The sequence below is a fragment of the Janthinobacterium sp. TPC_1 genome (assembly GCF_056037845.1).
On sequence record NZ_CP195157.1, the window covers coordinates 3,163,562 to 3,177,812 of the forward strand.

The 14,251-nt window shown below is 56.6% G+C and carries 6 protein-coding genes, 2 tRNA genes, 3 rRNA genes and 2 pseudogenes; 7 read left to right on the plus strand and 6 right to left on the minus strand.

The window, feature by feature from the left end; all coding sequences use genetic code 11:
* Positions 1-41: 41 nt before the first annotated feature.
* The 3 genes and pseudogenes from ACQVLG_RS15480 to ACQVLG_RS15490 all read right to left on the minus strand — a co-directional run bounded on the left by ACQVLG_RS15480 (position 42) and on the right by ACQVLG_RS15490 (position 3,501).
* Positions 42-1,223: a PAS domain-containing sensor histidine kinase gene (locus tag ACQVLG_RS15480; RefSeq protein WP_474290051.1), complete on the minus strand. Its 1,182-nt coding sequence runs from the start codon at positions 1,221-1,223 to the stop codon at positions 42-44.
* Between the two features lie 163 nt (positions 1,224-1,386).
* A pseudogene (locus tag ACQVLG_RS15485) lies at positions 1,387-2,144 on the minus strand (LytR/AlgR family response regulator transcription factor).
* A 63-nt stretch (positions 2,145-2,207) separates the two neighbouring features.
* Positions 2,208-3,501 (minus strand): annotated as a pseudogene (locus ACQVLG_RS15490) (sensor histidine kinase).
* Between the two features lie 604 nt (positions 3,502-4,105).
* On the opposite strand from ACQVLG_RS15490, the gene ACQVLG_RS15495 reads away from it, so the two are divergent.
* The 6 genes from ACQVLG_RS15495 to ACQVLG_RS15520 all read left to right on the plus strand — a co-directional run bounded on the left by ACQVLG_RS15495 (position 4,106) and on the right by ACQVLG_RS15520 (position 10,706).
* A 16S ribosomal RNA gene (locus ACQVLG_RS15495) occupies positions 4,106-5,636 on the plus strand.
* A gap of 98 nt (positions 5,637-5,734) precedes the next feature.
* Positions 5,735-5,811: transfer RNA gene (locus ACQVLG_RS15500), tRNA-Ile, on the plus strand.
* 10 nt (positions 5,812-5,821) lie between these two features.
* Positions 5,822-5,897 (plus strand) — tRNA-Ala (locus tag ACQVLG_RS15505).
* A 245-nt stretch (positions 5,898-6,142) separates the two neighbouring features.
* A 23S ribosomal RNA gene (locus ACQVLG_RS15510) occupies positions 6,143-9,018 on the plus strand.
* A gap of 140 nt (positions 9,019-9,158) precedes the next feature.
* Positions 9,159-9,271, plus strand: a 5S ribosomal RNA gene (rrf, locus tag ACQVLG_RS15515).
* The 16S, 23S and 5S rRNA genes sit together here with 2 tRNA genes alongside, the layout of an rRNA operon.
* A 136-nt stretch (positions 9,272-9,407) precedes the next feature.
* Positions 9,408-10,706: a leucine-rich repeat-containing protein kinase family protein gene (locus ACQVLG_RS15520; RefSeq protein ID WP_474295658.1), complete on the plus strand. Its 1,299-nt coding sequence runs from the start codon at positions 9,408-9,410 to the stop codon at positions 10,704-10,706.
* A 54-nt stretch (positions 10,707-10,760) separates the two neighbouring features.
* Here the strand turns inward: ACQVLG_RS15520 and ACQVLG_RS15525 are convergent, their stop codons facing one another.
* Together ACQVLG_RS15525 and ACQVLG_RS15530 are read right to left on the minus strand one after the other, a co-directional pair.
* A complete protein-coding gene (locus ACQVLG_RS15525) occupies positions 10,761-12,026 on the minus strand; it encodes a nitronate monooxygenase (protein WP_230542318.1) in 1,266 nt (421 codons plus the stop codon).
* A gap of 185 nt (positions 12,027-12,211) precedes the next feature.
* A complete protein-coding gene (locus ACQVLG_RS15530) occupies positions 12,212-12,697 on the minus strand; it encodes a YajQ family cyclic di-GMP-binding protein (protein WP_034759416.1) in 486 nt (161 codons plus the stop codon).
* Between the two features lie 185 nt (positions 12,698-12,882).
* On the opposite strand from ACQVLG_RS15530, the gene murB reads away from it, so the two are divergent.
* Positions 12,883-13,911 carry a UDP-N-acetylmuramate dehydrogenase gene (gene murB, locus ACQVLG_RS15535; protein ID WP_474290052.1) on the plus strand — a complete coding sequence of 343 codons (1,029 nt, stop codon included), beginning with the start codon at positions 12,883-12,885 and terminating at the stop codon, positions 13,909-13,911.
* On the opposite strand, the gene ppnP is transcribed toward murB, so the two are convergent.
* The gene (gene ppnP, locus ACQVLG_RS15540; protein ID WP_474290053.1) at positions 13,912-14,226 is read right to left on the minus strand and encodes a pyrimidine/purine nucleoside phosphorylase; all 315 of its coding nucleotides are present in this window, start codon (positions 14,224-14,226) and stop codon (positions 13,912-13,914) included.
* Between the last annotated feature and the right edge of the window lie 25 nt (positions 14,227-14,251).

Here is a 14,251-nt window from a genome sequence, read left to right on the forward strand (position 1 = left end):
GCATTCGCTGTAACGAAGCAAAGGCGCCTGCGGGCCTTTTTTTATTGCATCGCCGCTGCTGGCACTTCCTTATGCATGGGCAGCGAGATGTCGATGCGTGTGCCGCCCAGTTCGCTATCGGCGCCGATATGGATGCTGCCGTTCAAGCCCCACACCCGTTCGCGCATGCCCAGCAACCCCAGTGCCGTGGCTTTCTCCATGTCTTGCTCGGCAATGCCGCGGCCGTCATCCTGGATGGTGATGGCCAGCGAGGAATCGATGCGGTGCAGGGCGATGGTGATGTGGTTCGCTTCGGCATGGCGCGCGATATTCGTCAGTGCTTCCTGCACGATGCGGTAGATGGCCGTGCTGCGCGCATCGTCGAGCACCAGGTCGGCCTCGTCGGCCAGCAAGTCGAAATGGATGGCGCGGCGCAGCAGGAAGTCGTGGCGCAGTTTTTGCAGTGCAAAATACAAGCCCCCTTCGTCGAGTGCGCGCGGACGCAGGTTGCTGGCGATGCGCCGCAGCGAGGTGATGGCTGTCACCAGCAATCCGTCCATGTTTTGCAGCAACGCTTGCAGGGGCACGGTCGTGTCCGTATGCTGGCGCACCAGGGTCAGGTCGACGCGCAAGGTGGCCAGCAATTGTCCCAGGTCATCATGCAGCTCGCGCGCGATATGCTTGCGCTCTTCTTCGCGGATGGATTGCAGCGCGCTCGACAATTCACGCAGTTGCGAAAAGGAGCGGGCCAGCTGTTCATGCATCTGCTGGCGCGCGGTAATGTCGCGCACGATGATGGTAAACACGCTTTGGCCGTTTTCCTGCATGGCCGAGAGCGAACCTTCGAGGGGAAACATGGCGCCATCGCTGCGCCGGCCCGTCAAGGTGTAATCGGTGGCGCGCCGGCCCGTCAGGCGCAGCTCCTGGCTGATGTCATCGAACGGCGGATCGCCTTCATGCCTGCCCAGGCTGCGCAAGTCGCGCAGGATATAGTGGCCCAGGCGCATGCCGCGCATGCCGGCCGGCGTGTCGTCGAACAACCTGGCTGCCGCCGCGTTCGCATGCAGGATGATTTGCCGGCTGTCGATGCTGATGATGGCGTCGCTGGCGCTGTCGATGATGGCTTGTCCGCGCGCCTGCCGTTGCCGGCGGGCTTTCAGTGGAGGAAACAAGCACAGCAAAAGCGCCGCCGCCATGCCCAGCGGCAAGATGCGCAGCAGTGCAGGACTGCCTCGGTCGGGCATGGGGTTCTCCTTGCAATGTGTACGAAGGCAGGCAAGACAGGGATGGCGGGCAGGACTCTATCTAGCCTATGCCTGTTGGCGCGGCGTGGCTTGATGTGGCGCAGGAAGGGGAGCGGAAGAGATCAATACGCCGCGCCGGCAAGGCCGGGCGGCGGCGTGCGATTTACATTTGCTTGAACAGGTGCAGGAAACTGCGGCTCACTTCGAGCTTGTCGGATTTGCCCTTGATGAGCACCAGGTGGCGGCCGCGGATGTCGCGCGTCACGCCTTCGATGGCATTCACGTTGACCAGGGTGGCGCGGTGGATTTGCCAGAACAGCGAAGGGTCGAGCTCTTCGGCCAGGTCGCGCACGGGCTTGCGGATCAGCGCCTCATACTTGGCTGTCTGCACGCAGGTGTATTTCTCGTCAGAACGGAAAAATAAAATCTCTTCCACGGGGATCATGCGCAAGTCCTGGCCGATGCTGGCCTGTATCCATTGCAAATACGTGGGCTTGGCCGTGATTTTCTCCGCCAGCTGCGACAGCATGGCCGTGACGCTGCTGTTGACGTCCAGCGCCGGCTTGTTCAAGTGCGTTTTCAGGCGTTCCACCGTCACCAGCAGGCGCTCATGCTCGGGCGGCTTGAGCACGTAGTCGACGGCGCCCCGTTCGAACGCTTCGACGGCGTGGCTATCATAGGCCGTGACGAAGACGATATGGGTCTTGCTGCCTATTACCTGCGCCGCTTCCATGCCCGTCTTGCCGGGCATGCGGATATCGAGGAAGGCAAAGTCAGGCTTGAGTTGTTCCACCAGTTCGATCGCTTGTCGCCATTCTTGGCTTCGCCGATGATTTCCAGTTCGGGCCAGGCCTGGCCCAGGCGCAGGCGCAGCTGGTCGCGCATCAGTCTTTCGTCGTCGGCAATAATAGCGGTAGGCATAAGTCTCAAGTGTGAACGGGCGAAGATTGATTATTCAATGATTTAGCGTTTTTATCAACTGTCTTATTTGGACAGCTGATACGGCACTTCGATCACGGCGCACACGCCGGAGGGTTGATTTGGCGTAATGGTCAGGCTGCCTTGGTCACCATGCAACAGTTTCAGGCGTTCGCGGATGGTGGGCAAGCCCAGGCCCGTGCCATCGCTGGGCACGACGCCAAAGCCGAGGCCGTCATCGGTGACGGTGACACGCAGCTTGCTGTGCGCCACTTCAGCCACGATGCGCAAGGTGCCGCCTTCCGGCTTGACTTCCAGGCCGTGCTTGATGGCATTTTCCACCATCGATTGCAGCATCATGGGCGGGAAGGCTGCGCTGCGCAGGCCGTCAGGAATCTGGAAGTCGACGGTCAGGCGTTCTTCCATGCGCATTTTCAGCAGGTTCAGGTACGCTTGCACCATGTCCGCTTCGCGGCCCAGGTTGGTAATCAGGGCGTTGTCGCGCATTTGCGGCAGCACCGCACGCAGATACTGGATCAGGCTGCGTTGCATCTTGGCCGCGCGCGGCGGGTCGACCTGGATCAGGTGCTCGACGGAAGCAAGCGTATTGAACAGGAAGTGCGGCTCGACTTGCGCCTGCATCATCTGCATCTTCGCTTCGCTGAGCTGGCGCTGCATGGATTCGCGCTCGGCCGCTTCATTCGCCGTGACGGTTTCCGCTTCGGCGCGTTTCTTGCCGCCGACCAGGGCTTTCATGGCGAACAGGGCCAATACCAGCAGCGAGACGAAGCTCTTGAACCAGGTGGAAGCTTGCTGGTGGTAGCGCGAAACCTTTTGCTCCGCAGCATCATCGACCGCTTCTTCGATGGCATTCGACAACTCTTCGCCGATTTTGCGGGGGCAGTTCGATATGGACTTCTTCTCCCGAAGCATTGGTGGTCACCGGATAGCTGGGCTTGGCGGGGGCGGCTGGCGGTTCGGGCGGTGCCGGCGGCACCGCGTTTGCGTGCTCGTCCGCCTCAGCGGCATCGGCCGGTTCGCTGGCCGCATCGGTGGCGCTGCCACGCCGATTCTTGCTGTTGCGGGGATTAAAATGGATGCCCGTATCGTCGATCAGGATATTGGTTTCCCCCGAGCCCTTATTGCTGCGTTTGTGCGACTTGATGACCACTTCTTCGTCCGGACTGGACGAGAACAGTTCATCTTGCAAAATGGAGCCGGCGATCAGGGCCAGTGCAGCGAACAGGAAAAATTTCCACCAGGACAGCTGGGTGACCCAGGTCGTCGTCGCGTCGAATGCCCGCTGCAACCAGGCGAGGATGGTCTTCAACAGTTGAGGCAGGCTGGAAATCGGGAGCATGTGGACGCTTTCAAATACAAGATACAAGAGTTAATCGACGCGGCGGACAAGTTTAACCTGTTGTTGCGCCGTGTCAGAGTCTGATGTTGCCACTGTGCCTAAAGCCATGGCCCGACGCCAGCCCCTTGCGACAGGCTGCACAAAAGGGCGCTTGAAGTGAGTGCTTTGCCTGCTGGGCGGAGAGTTGTTCGGATGGGGCTGCAAAATAGCCCTTGCGGCGCGCGCAGGGCAGGGCTATAATTCGCCCCCTCGCTGAACGACGCATGTAAATGCCGAGTAAAGCAGGGTGAAAAAAGAAGGTTGACGAATTAGCCGAAACGCTTCATACTCTTCCTTCTTCGCAGCTGACAAACACAACGCTTTGTCGATGGCGCGAGAGTGGCAAATAAGCAGTACCGAATACAGTTCTTTAACAATTAACAGTCGATAAGTGTGGGCATTTGATGTAGTGCAGCGCCGATCTTCGGATTGGCGTCATACTTAAAATATCAAATGTTCACAAGAAATAATGAAATAGGCGCTACGAAAGTAGTAGCCTGTCAGTTTTTTGAGTGAGCGACCCGTCGCAAGACGGTGCCAATAAAATGGCAAAGTAACAGAGATTAAACTGAAGAGTTTGATCCTGGCTCAGATTGAACGCTGGCGGCATGCCTTACACATGCAAGTCGAACGGCAGCACGGAGCTTGCTCTGGTGGCGAGTGGCGAACGGGTGAGTAATATATCGGAACGTACCCTGGAGTGGGGGATAACGTAGCGAAAGTTACGCTAATACCGCATACGATCTAAGGATGAAAGTGGGGGATCGCAAGACCTCATGCTCGTGGAGCGGCCGATATCTGATTAGCTAGTTGGTAGGGTAAAAGCCTACCAAGGCATCGATCAGTAGCTGGTCTGAGAGGACGACCAGCCACACTGGAACTGAGACACGGTCCAGACTCCTACGGGAGGCAGCAGTGGGGAATTTTGGACAATGGGCGAAAGCCTGATCCAGCAATGCCGCGTGAGTGAAGAAGGCCTTCGGGTTGTAAAGCTCTTTTGTCAGGGAAGAAACGGTGAGAGCTAATATCTCTTGCTAATGACGGTACCTGAAGAATAAGCACCGGCTAACTACGTGCCAGCAGCCGCGGTAATACGTAGGGTGCAAGCGTTAATCGGAATTACTGGGCGTAAAGCGTGCGCAGGCGGTTTTGTAAGTCTGATGTGAAATCCCCGGGCTCAACCTGGGAATTGCATTGGAGACTGCAAGGCTAGAATCTGGCAGAGGGGGGTAGAATTCCACGTGTAGCAGTGAAATGCGTAGATATGTGGAGGAACACCGATGGCGAAGGCAGCCCCCTGGGTCAAGATTGACGCTCATGCACGAAAGCGTGGGGAGCAAACAGGATTAGATACCCTGGTAGTCCACGCCCTAAACGATGTCTACTAGTTGTCGGGTCTTAATTGACTTGGTAACGCAGCTAACGCGTGAAGTAGACCGCCTGGGGAGTACGGTCGCAAGATTAAAACTCAAAGGAATTGACGGGGACCCGCACAAGCGGTGGATGATGTGGATTAATTCGATGCAACGCGAAAAACCTTACCTACCCTTGACATGGCTGGAATCCCCGAGAGATTGGGGAGTGCTCGAAAGAGAACCAGTACACAGGTGCTGCATGGCTGTCGTCAGCTCGTGTCGTGAGATGTTGGGTTAAGTCCCGCAACGAGCGCAACCCTTGTCATTAGTTGCTACGAAAGGGCACTCTAATGAGACTGCCGGTGACAAACCGGAGGAAGGTGGGGATGACGTCAAGTCCTCATGGCCCTTATGGGTAGGGCTTCACACGTCATACAATGGTACATACAGAGCGCCGCCAACCCGCGAGGGGGAGCTAATCGCAGAAAGTGTATCGTAGTCCGGATTGTAGTCTGCAACTCGACTGCATGAAGTTGGAATCGCTAGTAATCGCGGATCAGCATGTCGCGGTGAATACGTTCCCGGGTCTTGTACACACCGCCCGTCACACCATGGGAGCGGGTTTTACCAGAAGTAGGTAGCTTAACCGTAAGGAGGGCGCTTACCACGGTAGGATTCGTGACTGGGGTGAAGTCGTAACAAGGTAGCCGTATCGGAAGGTGCGGCTGGATCACCTCCTTTCTAGAGTTTGCACGAACCAGTAATGGTTCACGCATCAAATGTTCACACTTATCGGCTGTTTAATTAAGAAGAAACAGTAGTCGTAGTAGCACCGCGTTGGGGCTGTAGCTCAGCTGGTTAGAGCACCGTGTTGATAACGCGGGGGTCGTTGGTTCGAGTCCAACCAGCCCTACCAGTCATACCCAGGGGGATTAGCTCAGCTGGGAGAGCACCTGCTTTGCAAGCAGGGGGTCGTCGGTTCGATCCCGTCATCCTCCACCAATACTTTGAAAGTGCAAACGTAAGCCGGTCAACAAGACTGTGGTTTAGGTTTGATCTTTTAGCGATCAAAGCTGTTTCGTTCTTTAACAATCTGGAAGAAGTAAAGATTATTTATTGATCGGTTTGCCGTAACAAGCAAATCGATGGGTAATGATTGTATGTATCAACAAACAAGCAACAACGTTGTACTTTCTTATCCCTGTAGTGCTCTTTGATTACCTAGTAATCAGAGGCTAACGTTATAGGGACAAGCGAATAAGTGCACATGGTGGATGCCTTGGCGATTACAGGCGATGAAGGACGTAGTAGCTTGCGATAAGCTGCGGGGAGTGAGCAAACACACTTTGATCCGCAGATTTCCGAATGGGGCAACCCACCCTTTTAGGGTATTGCATACTGAATACATAGGTATGCAAAGCGAACGCGGCGAACTGAAACATCTAAGTAGCTGCAGGAAAAGAAATCAACCGAGATTCCCAAAGTAGCGGCGAGCGAAATGGGAAGAGCCTGTACGTGATAGTCGGACCGATAACAGAATCCTCTGGAAATAGGAGCCATAGTGGGTGATAGCCCCGTATGTGAAATCGGACCGGTGGTACTAAGCGTACGACAAGTAGGGCGGGACACGTGACATCCTGTCTGAATATGGGGGGACCATCCTCCAAGGCTAAATACTCGTAATCGACCGATAGTGAACCAGTACCGTGAGGGAAAGGCGAAAAGAACCCCGGAAGGGGAGTGAAATAGATCCTGAAACCGTGTGCATACAAACAGTAGGAGCGGACTTGTTCCGTGACTGCGTACCTTTTGTATAATGGGTCAGCGACTTACATTCAGTGGCAAGGTTAACCGCATAGGGAAGCCGTAGAGAAATCGAGTCCGAATAGGGCGATCAGTCGCTGGGTGTAGACCCGAAACCAAGTGATCTACTCATGGCCAGGATGAAGGTGCGGTAACACGCCCTGGAGGTCCGAACCCACTAATGTTGAAAAATTAGGGGATGAGCTGTGGGTAGGGGTGAAAGGCTAAACAAACTTGGAAATAGCTGGTTCTCTCCGAAAACTATTTAGGTAGTGCCTCAAGTATCACCATCGGGGGTAGAGCACTGTTATGGCTAGGGGGTCATTGCGACTTACCAAACCATTGCAAACTCCGAATACCGATGAGTGCGAGCTTGGGAGACAGACGTCGGGTGCTAACGTCCGGCGTCAAGAGGGAAACAACCCAGACCGCCAGCTAAGGTCCCAAAGATTGGCTAAGTGGAAAACGAAGTGGGAAGGCTAAAACAGTCAGGATGTTGGCTTAGAAGCAGCCATCATTTAAAGAAAGCGTAATAGCTCACTGATCGAGTCGTCCTGCGCGGAAGATGTAACGGGGCTAAGCCAGTCACCGAAGCTGCGGATATCCTTTATTGGATATGGTAGGAGAGCGTTCTGTAAGCCTGCGAAGGTGTCTTGTAAAGGATGCTGGAGGTATCAGAAGTGCGAATGCTGACATGAGTAGCGATAATGGGGGTGAAAAGCCTCCACGCCGTAAGCCCAAGGTTTCCTGTTCAACGTTCATCGGAGCAGGGTGAGTCGGCCCCTAAGGCGAGGCAGAGATGCGTAGCTGATGGGAAGCAGGTTAATATTCCTGCACCGTCGTATGATGCGATGGGGGGACGGATCGCGGAAGGTTGTCCAACTGTTGGAATAGTTGGTTTCTGTCTCATAGAAGGCGCTTAGGCAAATCCGGGCGCGGAATTCAAGGGGATGGGACGAGTGAATTTATTCACGAAGCAATCGGAAGTGGTTCCAAGAAAAGCCTCTAAGCTTCAGTCATACGAGACCGTACCGCAAACCGACACAGGTGGGCGAGATGAGTATTCTAAGGCGCTTGAGAGAACTCGGGAGAAGGAACTCGGCAAATTGGTACCGTAACTTCGGGAAAAGGTACGCCCCGGTAGCTTGATTGGTTTACTCCATGAGGGTGAAAGGGTTGCAATAAACTGGTGGCTGCGACTGTTTAATAAAAACACAGCACTCTGCAAACACGAAAGTGGACGTATAGGGTGTGACGCCTGCCCGGTGCTGGAAGATTAAATGATGGGGTGCAAGCTCTTGATTGAAGTCCCAGTAAACGGCGGCCGTAACTATAACGGTCCTAAGGTAGCGAAATTCCTTGTCGGGTAAGTTCCGACCTGCACGAATGGCGTAACGATGGCCACACTGTCTCCTCCCGAGACTCAGCGAAGTTGAAATGTTTGTGATGATGCAATCTACCCGCGGCTAGACGGAAAGACCCCATGAACCTTTACTGTAGCTTTGCATTGGACTTTGAACCAATCTGTGTAGGATAGGTGGGAGGCTTTGAAGCGGGGACGCTAGTTCTCGTGGAGCCAACCTTGAAATACCACCCTGGTTTGTTTGAGGTTCTAACCTTGGTCCGTTATCCGGATCGGGGACAGTGCATGGTAGGCAGTTTGACTGGGGCGGTCTCCTCCTAAAGTGTAACGGAGGAGTTCGAAGGTACGCTAGATACGGTCGGACATCGTGTTGATAGTGCAATGGCATAAGCGTGCTTAACTGCGAGACTGACAAGTCGAGCAGGTACGAAAGTAGGACATAGTGATCCGGTGGTTCTGTATGGAAGGGCCATCGCTCAACGGATAAAAGGTACTCTGGGGATAACAGGCTGATTCCTCCCAAGAGTTCATATCGACGGGGGAGTTTGGCACCTCGATGTCGGCTCATCACATCCTGGGGCTGTAGCCGGTCCCAAGGGTATGGCTGTTCGCCATTTAAAGTGGTACGTGAGCTGGGTTTAAAACGTCGTGAGACAGTTTGGTCCCTATCTGCCGTGGGCGTTGGAAATTTGAAGGGGGCTGCTCCTAGTACGAGAGGACCGGAGTGGACGAACCTCTGGTGTACCGGTTGTCACGCCAGTGGCATTGCCGGGTAGCTAAGTTCGGAAGAGATAACCGCTGAAAGCATCTAAGCGGGAAACTTGCCTTGAGATGAGATTTCCCAGAGCCTTGAGCTCTTTGAAGGGTCGTTCGAGACCAGGACGTTGATAGGCTGGGTGTGGAAGTGCAGTAATGCATTAAGCTAACCAGTACTAATTGCCCGTACGGCTTGTCCCTATAACCTTAGCAGGTACAGAGGATAAGACGGTACAACGTTGCGTGTGTGTTGATACACCGATTCATTACCCTTAATCTTTGCTTCTTCCAGATTCATGGCTTTGTCGTCCTACAGGAGACAAATGCCGGTACAAGTTATGCCTGATGACCATAGCAAGTTGGTCCCACCCCTTCCCATCCCGAACAGGACCGTGAAACAACTTTGCGCCGATGATAGTGCTGCAACCAGTGTGAAAGTAGGTTATCGTCAGGCTTGTTATTTGGTGAAACAGCCCCCGGCTGTTCCACCTAGAGAAAAACCCGATCAGCAATGGTCGGGTTTTTTTTCGTCCGCTGATTTTATCTACGCCAGCGCTTGCCGGGTTTTTGAAAGGGATATCTTGTCTGCTGTGCATACATTGGAGCAATTACGCGCTGGCCAACTGGCCGGCCTGCGCCGCCTGACGCTGTCCTGCGGCTTGGCGGACTTCCCCCGTGAGATCTTCGACCTGGCCGACAGCCTGGAAATCCTCGATCTGTCCGGCAATGCGCTGTCCACGCTGCCCGACGATTTACCGCGCCTGCACCAGCTGCGCATCATTTTTTGCTCGGATAATCTGTTCACTACCTTGCCGGCCGTGCTCGGTTCCTGTCCTGCACTGGAAATGATCGGCTTCAAGGCGAACCGGATACGCCACGTGCCGGCCGCAGCCTTGCCATCCAGGCTGCGCTGGCTGACCCTGACCGATAATGCCATCGAGGCCTTGCCGGACGAGCTGGGCAAGTGTGGGCAATTGCAGAAACTCATGCTGGCAGGCAATTGCCTGAGTCACTTGCCTGCTTCTCTGGCGAACTGCCGCCAGCTGGAACTGGTGCGCATTGCCGCCAACCGTTTCACGGCGCTGCCCGACTGCCTGCTGGCCTTGCCACGCCTGAGCTGGCTCGCGTATGCGGGCAATCCCTTCACGCAAGCGCGTGAACTGGCGGCCCTGAGCGGCGCCGGGACGGCGGGCGTGGCCTGGCCGCGCCTGCAACTGGCGCAGCAGCTGGGGGAGGGGGCCTCGGGCGTGATTTCCCGTGCCCGCCTCGATGGCTGCACGGATGTCGCCGTCAAAGTATTCAAGGGGGCGATGACCAGCGACGGCTTGCCGCGCAGCGAAATGGCGGCCTGTGTCAGCGCCGGCGCCCATGCGGGCCTGATTCCCATCCTGGGGACGCTCGATGCGCATCCGCAAGGGGCGCTGGGACTCGTCATGCCGCTCGTTGACGCGGCCTTCCGCAACCTGGCCGGGCCGCCCAGCCTGGCGTCGTGCACGCGCGACGTGTATGCTGAGGGTGTGCGCTTTGACGCAGCGCAAGCGCTGGCCATTGCCCAGGGCATCGCCTCGGCCGTGTGCCAGCTGCATGGGCGCGGCATCGTGCATGGCGACCTGTATGCGCACAACATCCTGCATGCGGACGGCGGTGCCTGCCTGCTGGGCGACTTCGGCGCGGCGTCCATGTTTGCGCCCGGCTCGCCGCAAGGGGACTTGCTGCAGGGCATAGAGGCGCGTGCCTTTGGCGTGTTGCTGGGCGAGTTGATCGCGCATTGTGCTGCCCCCTTGCCCGTCTTGCAGGCCGTGCAGGAAGCTTGCCTGCAGGAAGACGCGCTGCGGCGGCCACAGTTTGACGTGATCGAGCGGCAATTGCTGGAAATGTTCCCCGCATAAAAAAATGGCGCAGCCTTCGCAGGCTGCGCCATTTTTATGTCAGGCTGGCAAGATTCAGCTTGCTACCTGGATTTCTTTTTCCGGCAGGGCGATCTGGTTGTCGACGCTGAACTGGTAGTCCTTGAAGACGTGTTCGGCCGTCAGGATCTGGTATTCGCCATTGTCCAGCTTATGCGTGGTGTCCTTCAGGCGATACGTGTAGTGGCCGCAAGTCCAGCAGTTGAAGTTGCGCATGTGGGTGCACAGGCAAGTCTTGTCCATCACGACGACGGTTTTTTGTTCCGGATGGGCGGCAACTTCGCGGTTGTACGAGTTGATGTACGCGCAGTTGCCCGTCGCGTCGAGCAGGTAGCCATACGATTCGCAGCCTGGACGGATGCCGGCGCCGATGGCGGGCGTGTTCTTCAGCATGCGCATCGGGTAGCCGGTCGGCGAGACGCCGTTGACGATGATGTCTTCTTCCGAGGCTTTGTAGTATTCCTGCTTGACCTTGTTTGGCAAGCCGCATTCCTTGGTGACGGTAAAGCGCGTCGCCACTTGCACGCCGGCCGCGCCCGCTTCCAGGAAGGAGACGGCGTCGCTGCCCGTGAAGATGCCGCCCGCGGCGATCAGCGGGATGTCCAGCTGTTCCGCTTTCAGGTAGGCCAGCAGTTCCGCCGTGATCGTGTGCAGGTCGTAATTAGCCCAGTCCATGCCGAAACCCAGGTGGCCGCCGGCCAATGGTCCTTCGACGATGATGAAGTCGGGCAAACGGTCCAGCTTGGCGTTCTTGCGCAGGAAAATCTGCAAGGCGCGCACGGACGAGACGATGATGCCCAGCTTGGCATCGCGGAAACGGGGATGGTCGGCCATCAGTGCGAACGAACCGAAGTGCAGACCGGCGGACAGGGTGATGCCGTCGATGCCCGCGTCCAGCGCCGCATTCAGGCGCACGCGCAAGGTTTCGCGGGGGCCGTTCATGGTCAGCTTTTCCATGCAATTGACGAAGATCAAGCCATCGCCTTTTTTCGCTTCCATGGTGCGGCCGATATGCAGGCGCTGCGCTTCCGCCAGGCGGCCCAGGTCGAATTGCACCACGGCCTTGTCGCTGTTATTGATGTTGAATTTGTACAGTTTCGTCTTGTCTTTGACGAAGGTGGTGTCGAACCGGCGATCCGACACGTCTTCCACCATGGCATCGGAGATATGCCCGATACCGTTCAGCCGGGCCGCTTCCAGGGCCAGCTCCGACGTGGAAATATCCACACCCATTCCGCCTATCATGATGGGCACATATTCTTTTTTGCCAAATCGCAGGCGGAAATCATCAACACGTTTCATTGCTATCCTTAGACTACCGTGGTTATCACTGAGCCAGATGTACGGTCAAACCCGCTGCCGGTCAGGCGCGCGGGCGCATGTAGCTGTGCGCAGCTTCAATTCTACCCCAAGCGGGCGGGCTCTCCGAGGCAGAGCTTGCCACCATGCGGGCGCAAGCGCAGGCCGGAGCGTGCGCATCATCGAAATTAATCGCGGAAATTATTAAATTCCAGCGGCATGTCGGGCACGTCCTTGCGCAGCATGGCCATGGCCGCCTGCAGGTCGTCGCGCTTGGCGCCCGTGACGCGCACGGCTTCACCCTGGATGCTCGCTTGCACTTTCATCTTGCTGTCCTTGATGACGCGCACGATTTTCTTGGCATCATCCGATTCGATGCCATTCTTGATCTTGATGATCTGCTTGACCTTGTCGCCGCCGATCTTCTTGATGTCGCCTTCGTCGAGGAAGCGCACATCGACCTTGCGTTTGGTCAATTTGTTCGTCAGCACGTCACGTACCTGGCTGAGCTGGAATTCCGAGTCCGCAAACGCGGTCAATTCGTTTTCCTTGTGTTCGACGCGGGCGTCACTGCCCTTGAAGTCGAAGCGGGTCGTGATTTCCTTGTTGGATTGCTCGACGGCATTCTTGACTTCGATCATATCGGCTTCGGAGACTACATCAAATGACGGCATGGTCTGTTCCTTTTCTTGTTAAAGCGAGCGCGCGCTCGGCGCGCTGGGCCTTGGCGGCTGATTCTGCGCCATGGGATGGCCCTGTTAAAGATGCGACATTTTAACGGACAACGGGCAAGTCGCCCTTGTCCTGAGGTGGTTTTTTGTCGCTTTCGCTCTATAATCGAGCAAAATTTCCCTATCCCATGCATCCAGAGCTCACCATCGAACACAATTACAACCTCCAGCGCCTGAATACCTTCGGCATCACGGCCAATGCGGCCGCCTACGTACGCATCACTTCGCAGGCCGAATTGCAGGCGGCGCTGCAAGATCCGGCCCTGTCCGCCATGCCGCGCCTGATCCTGGGCGGCGGCAGCAACATCGTGCTCACGGGCGACTTTCCCGGCGTGGTGCTGCACATGGCCACGCGCGGCATGCGCCTGGCGCAGGCCGATTTCGACACGATACTCGTCACGGCCGCAGCCGGCGAGAACTGGCACGATTTCGTGCAATGGACCCTGGCGCAAGGCGTGGGCGGGCTGGAAAACCTGTCGCTGATCCCCGGCACGGTGGGCGCGGCGCCTATCCAGAATATTGGCGCGTATGGCGTCGAAATCAAGGATTATCTGCATAGCGTGAGCGTCATGCACAGCGCCAGCGGCATCGTCTTCGACATGGACCGCGACGCCTGCCGCTTCGCCTACCGCGACAGCATCTTCAAGCAGGCGGACGGGCGCGAACTGATCGTGCTGGAAGTAACGTTTGCCTTGCCGGCCCAGTGGCAGCCGAACTTGCGCTATGCGGAACTGGCGCAGGCCGTGGCCGAGCGTAATCTTGCCGAACCGACGCCGCAACAGGTGGCCGAGACGGTGATGGCGATCCGCCGCAGAAAATTGCCCGACCCGGCCGTGATCGGCAATGCGGGCAGCTTCTTCAAGAATCCGGTGGTGTCACGCGAGCAATGTCTTGCCTTGTTGGAACGTTTTCCTGCCTTGGTGCACCATGTGCAGCCCGATGGCACGGAAAAGCTGGCGGCCGGCTGGCTGATCGATCAGTGCGGCTGGAAGGGGAAAAACCTGGGGCCCGCGGGAGTGTATCCCAAGCAGGCACTGGTTCTGGTGAATAATGGCGGCGCTCGTGGCGCGGACATTACCCGGCTGGCGGAAGCGATACAGGATGATGTAGAGGCGAAATATGGCGTGCGCCTGTCGCCCGAGCCTGTGTTTGTCTAATTAAGCGAAATGGCAGACGTAATCGAGCGTCTCCACCGTTTCAATATCAAAATAGCTATTGCCCGGGACCTTGAATTCCTGGCCCGCGCCATAGCTGTTCCACTCCGTCGCGTCGGCCAGGCGCACCTTGCACACGCCGCCGACGACTTCCATGATTTCCGGCGCGCCCGTGTTGAAGCGCAACGATGACGGGAAAATCACGCCCACGCTTTTTTTCGTGCCGTCGGCCAGGATGACGTTGTGCGAGACGCATTTGCCGTCAAAGTAGATATTCGACTTCTTGACGACGCTGACATTGTCCAGTTGTGTGCTCATGCTTCACTTTCCTTGCTGTTAAAAA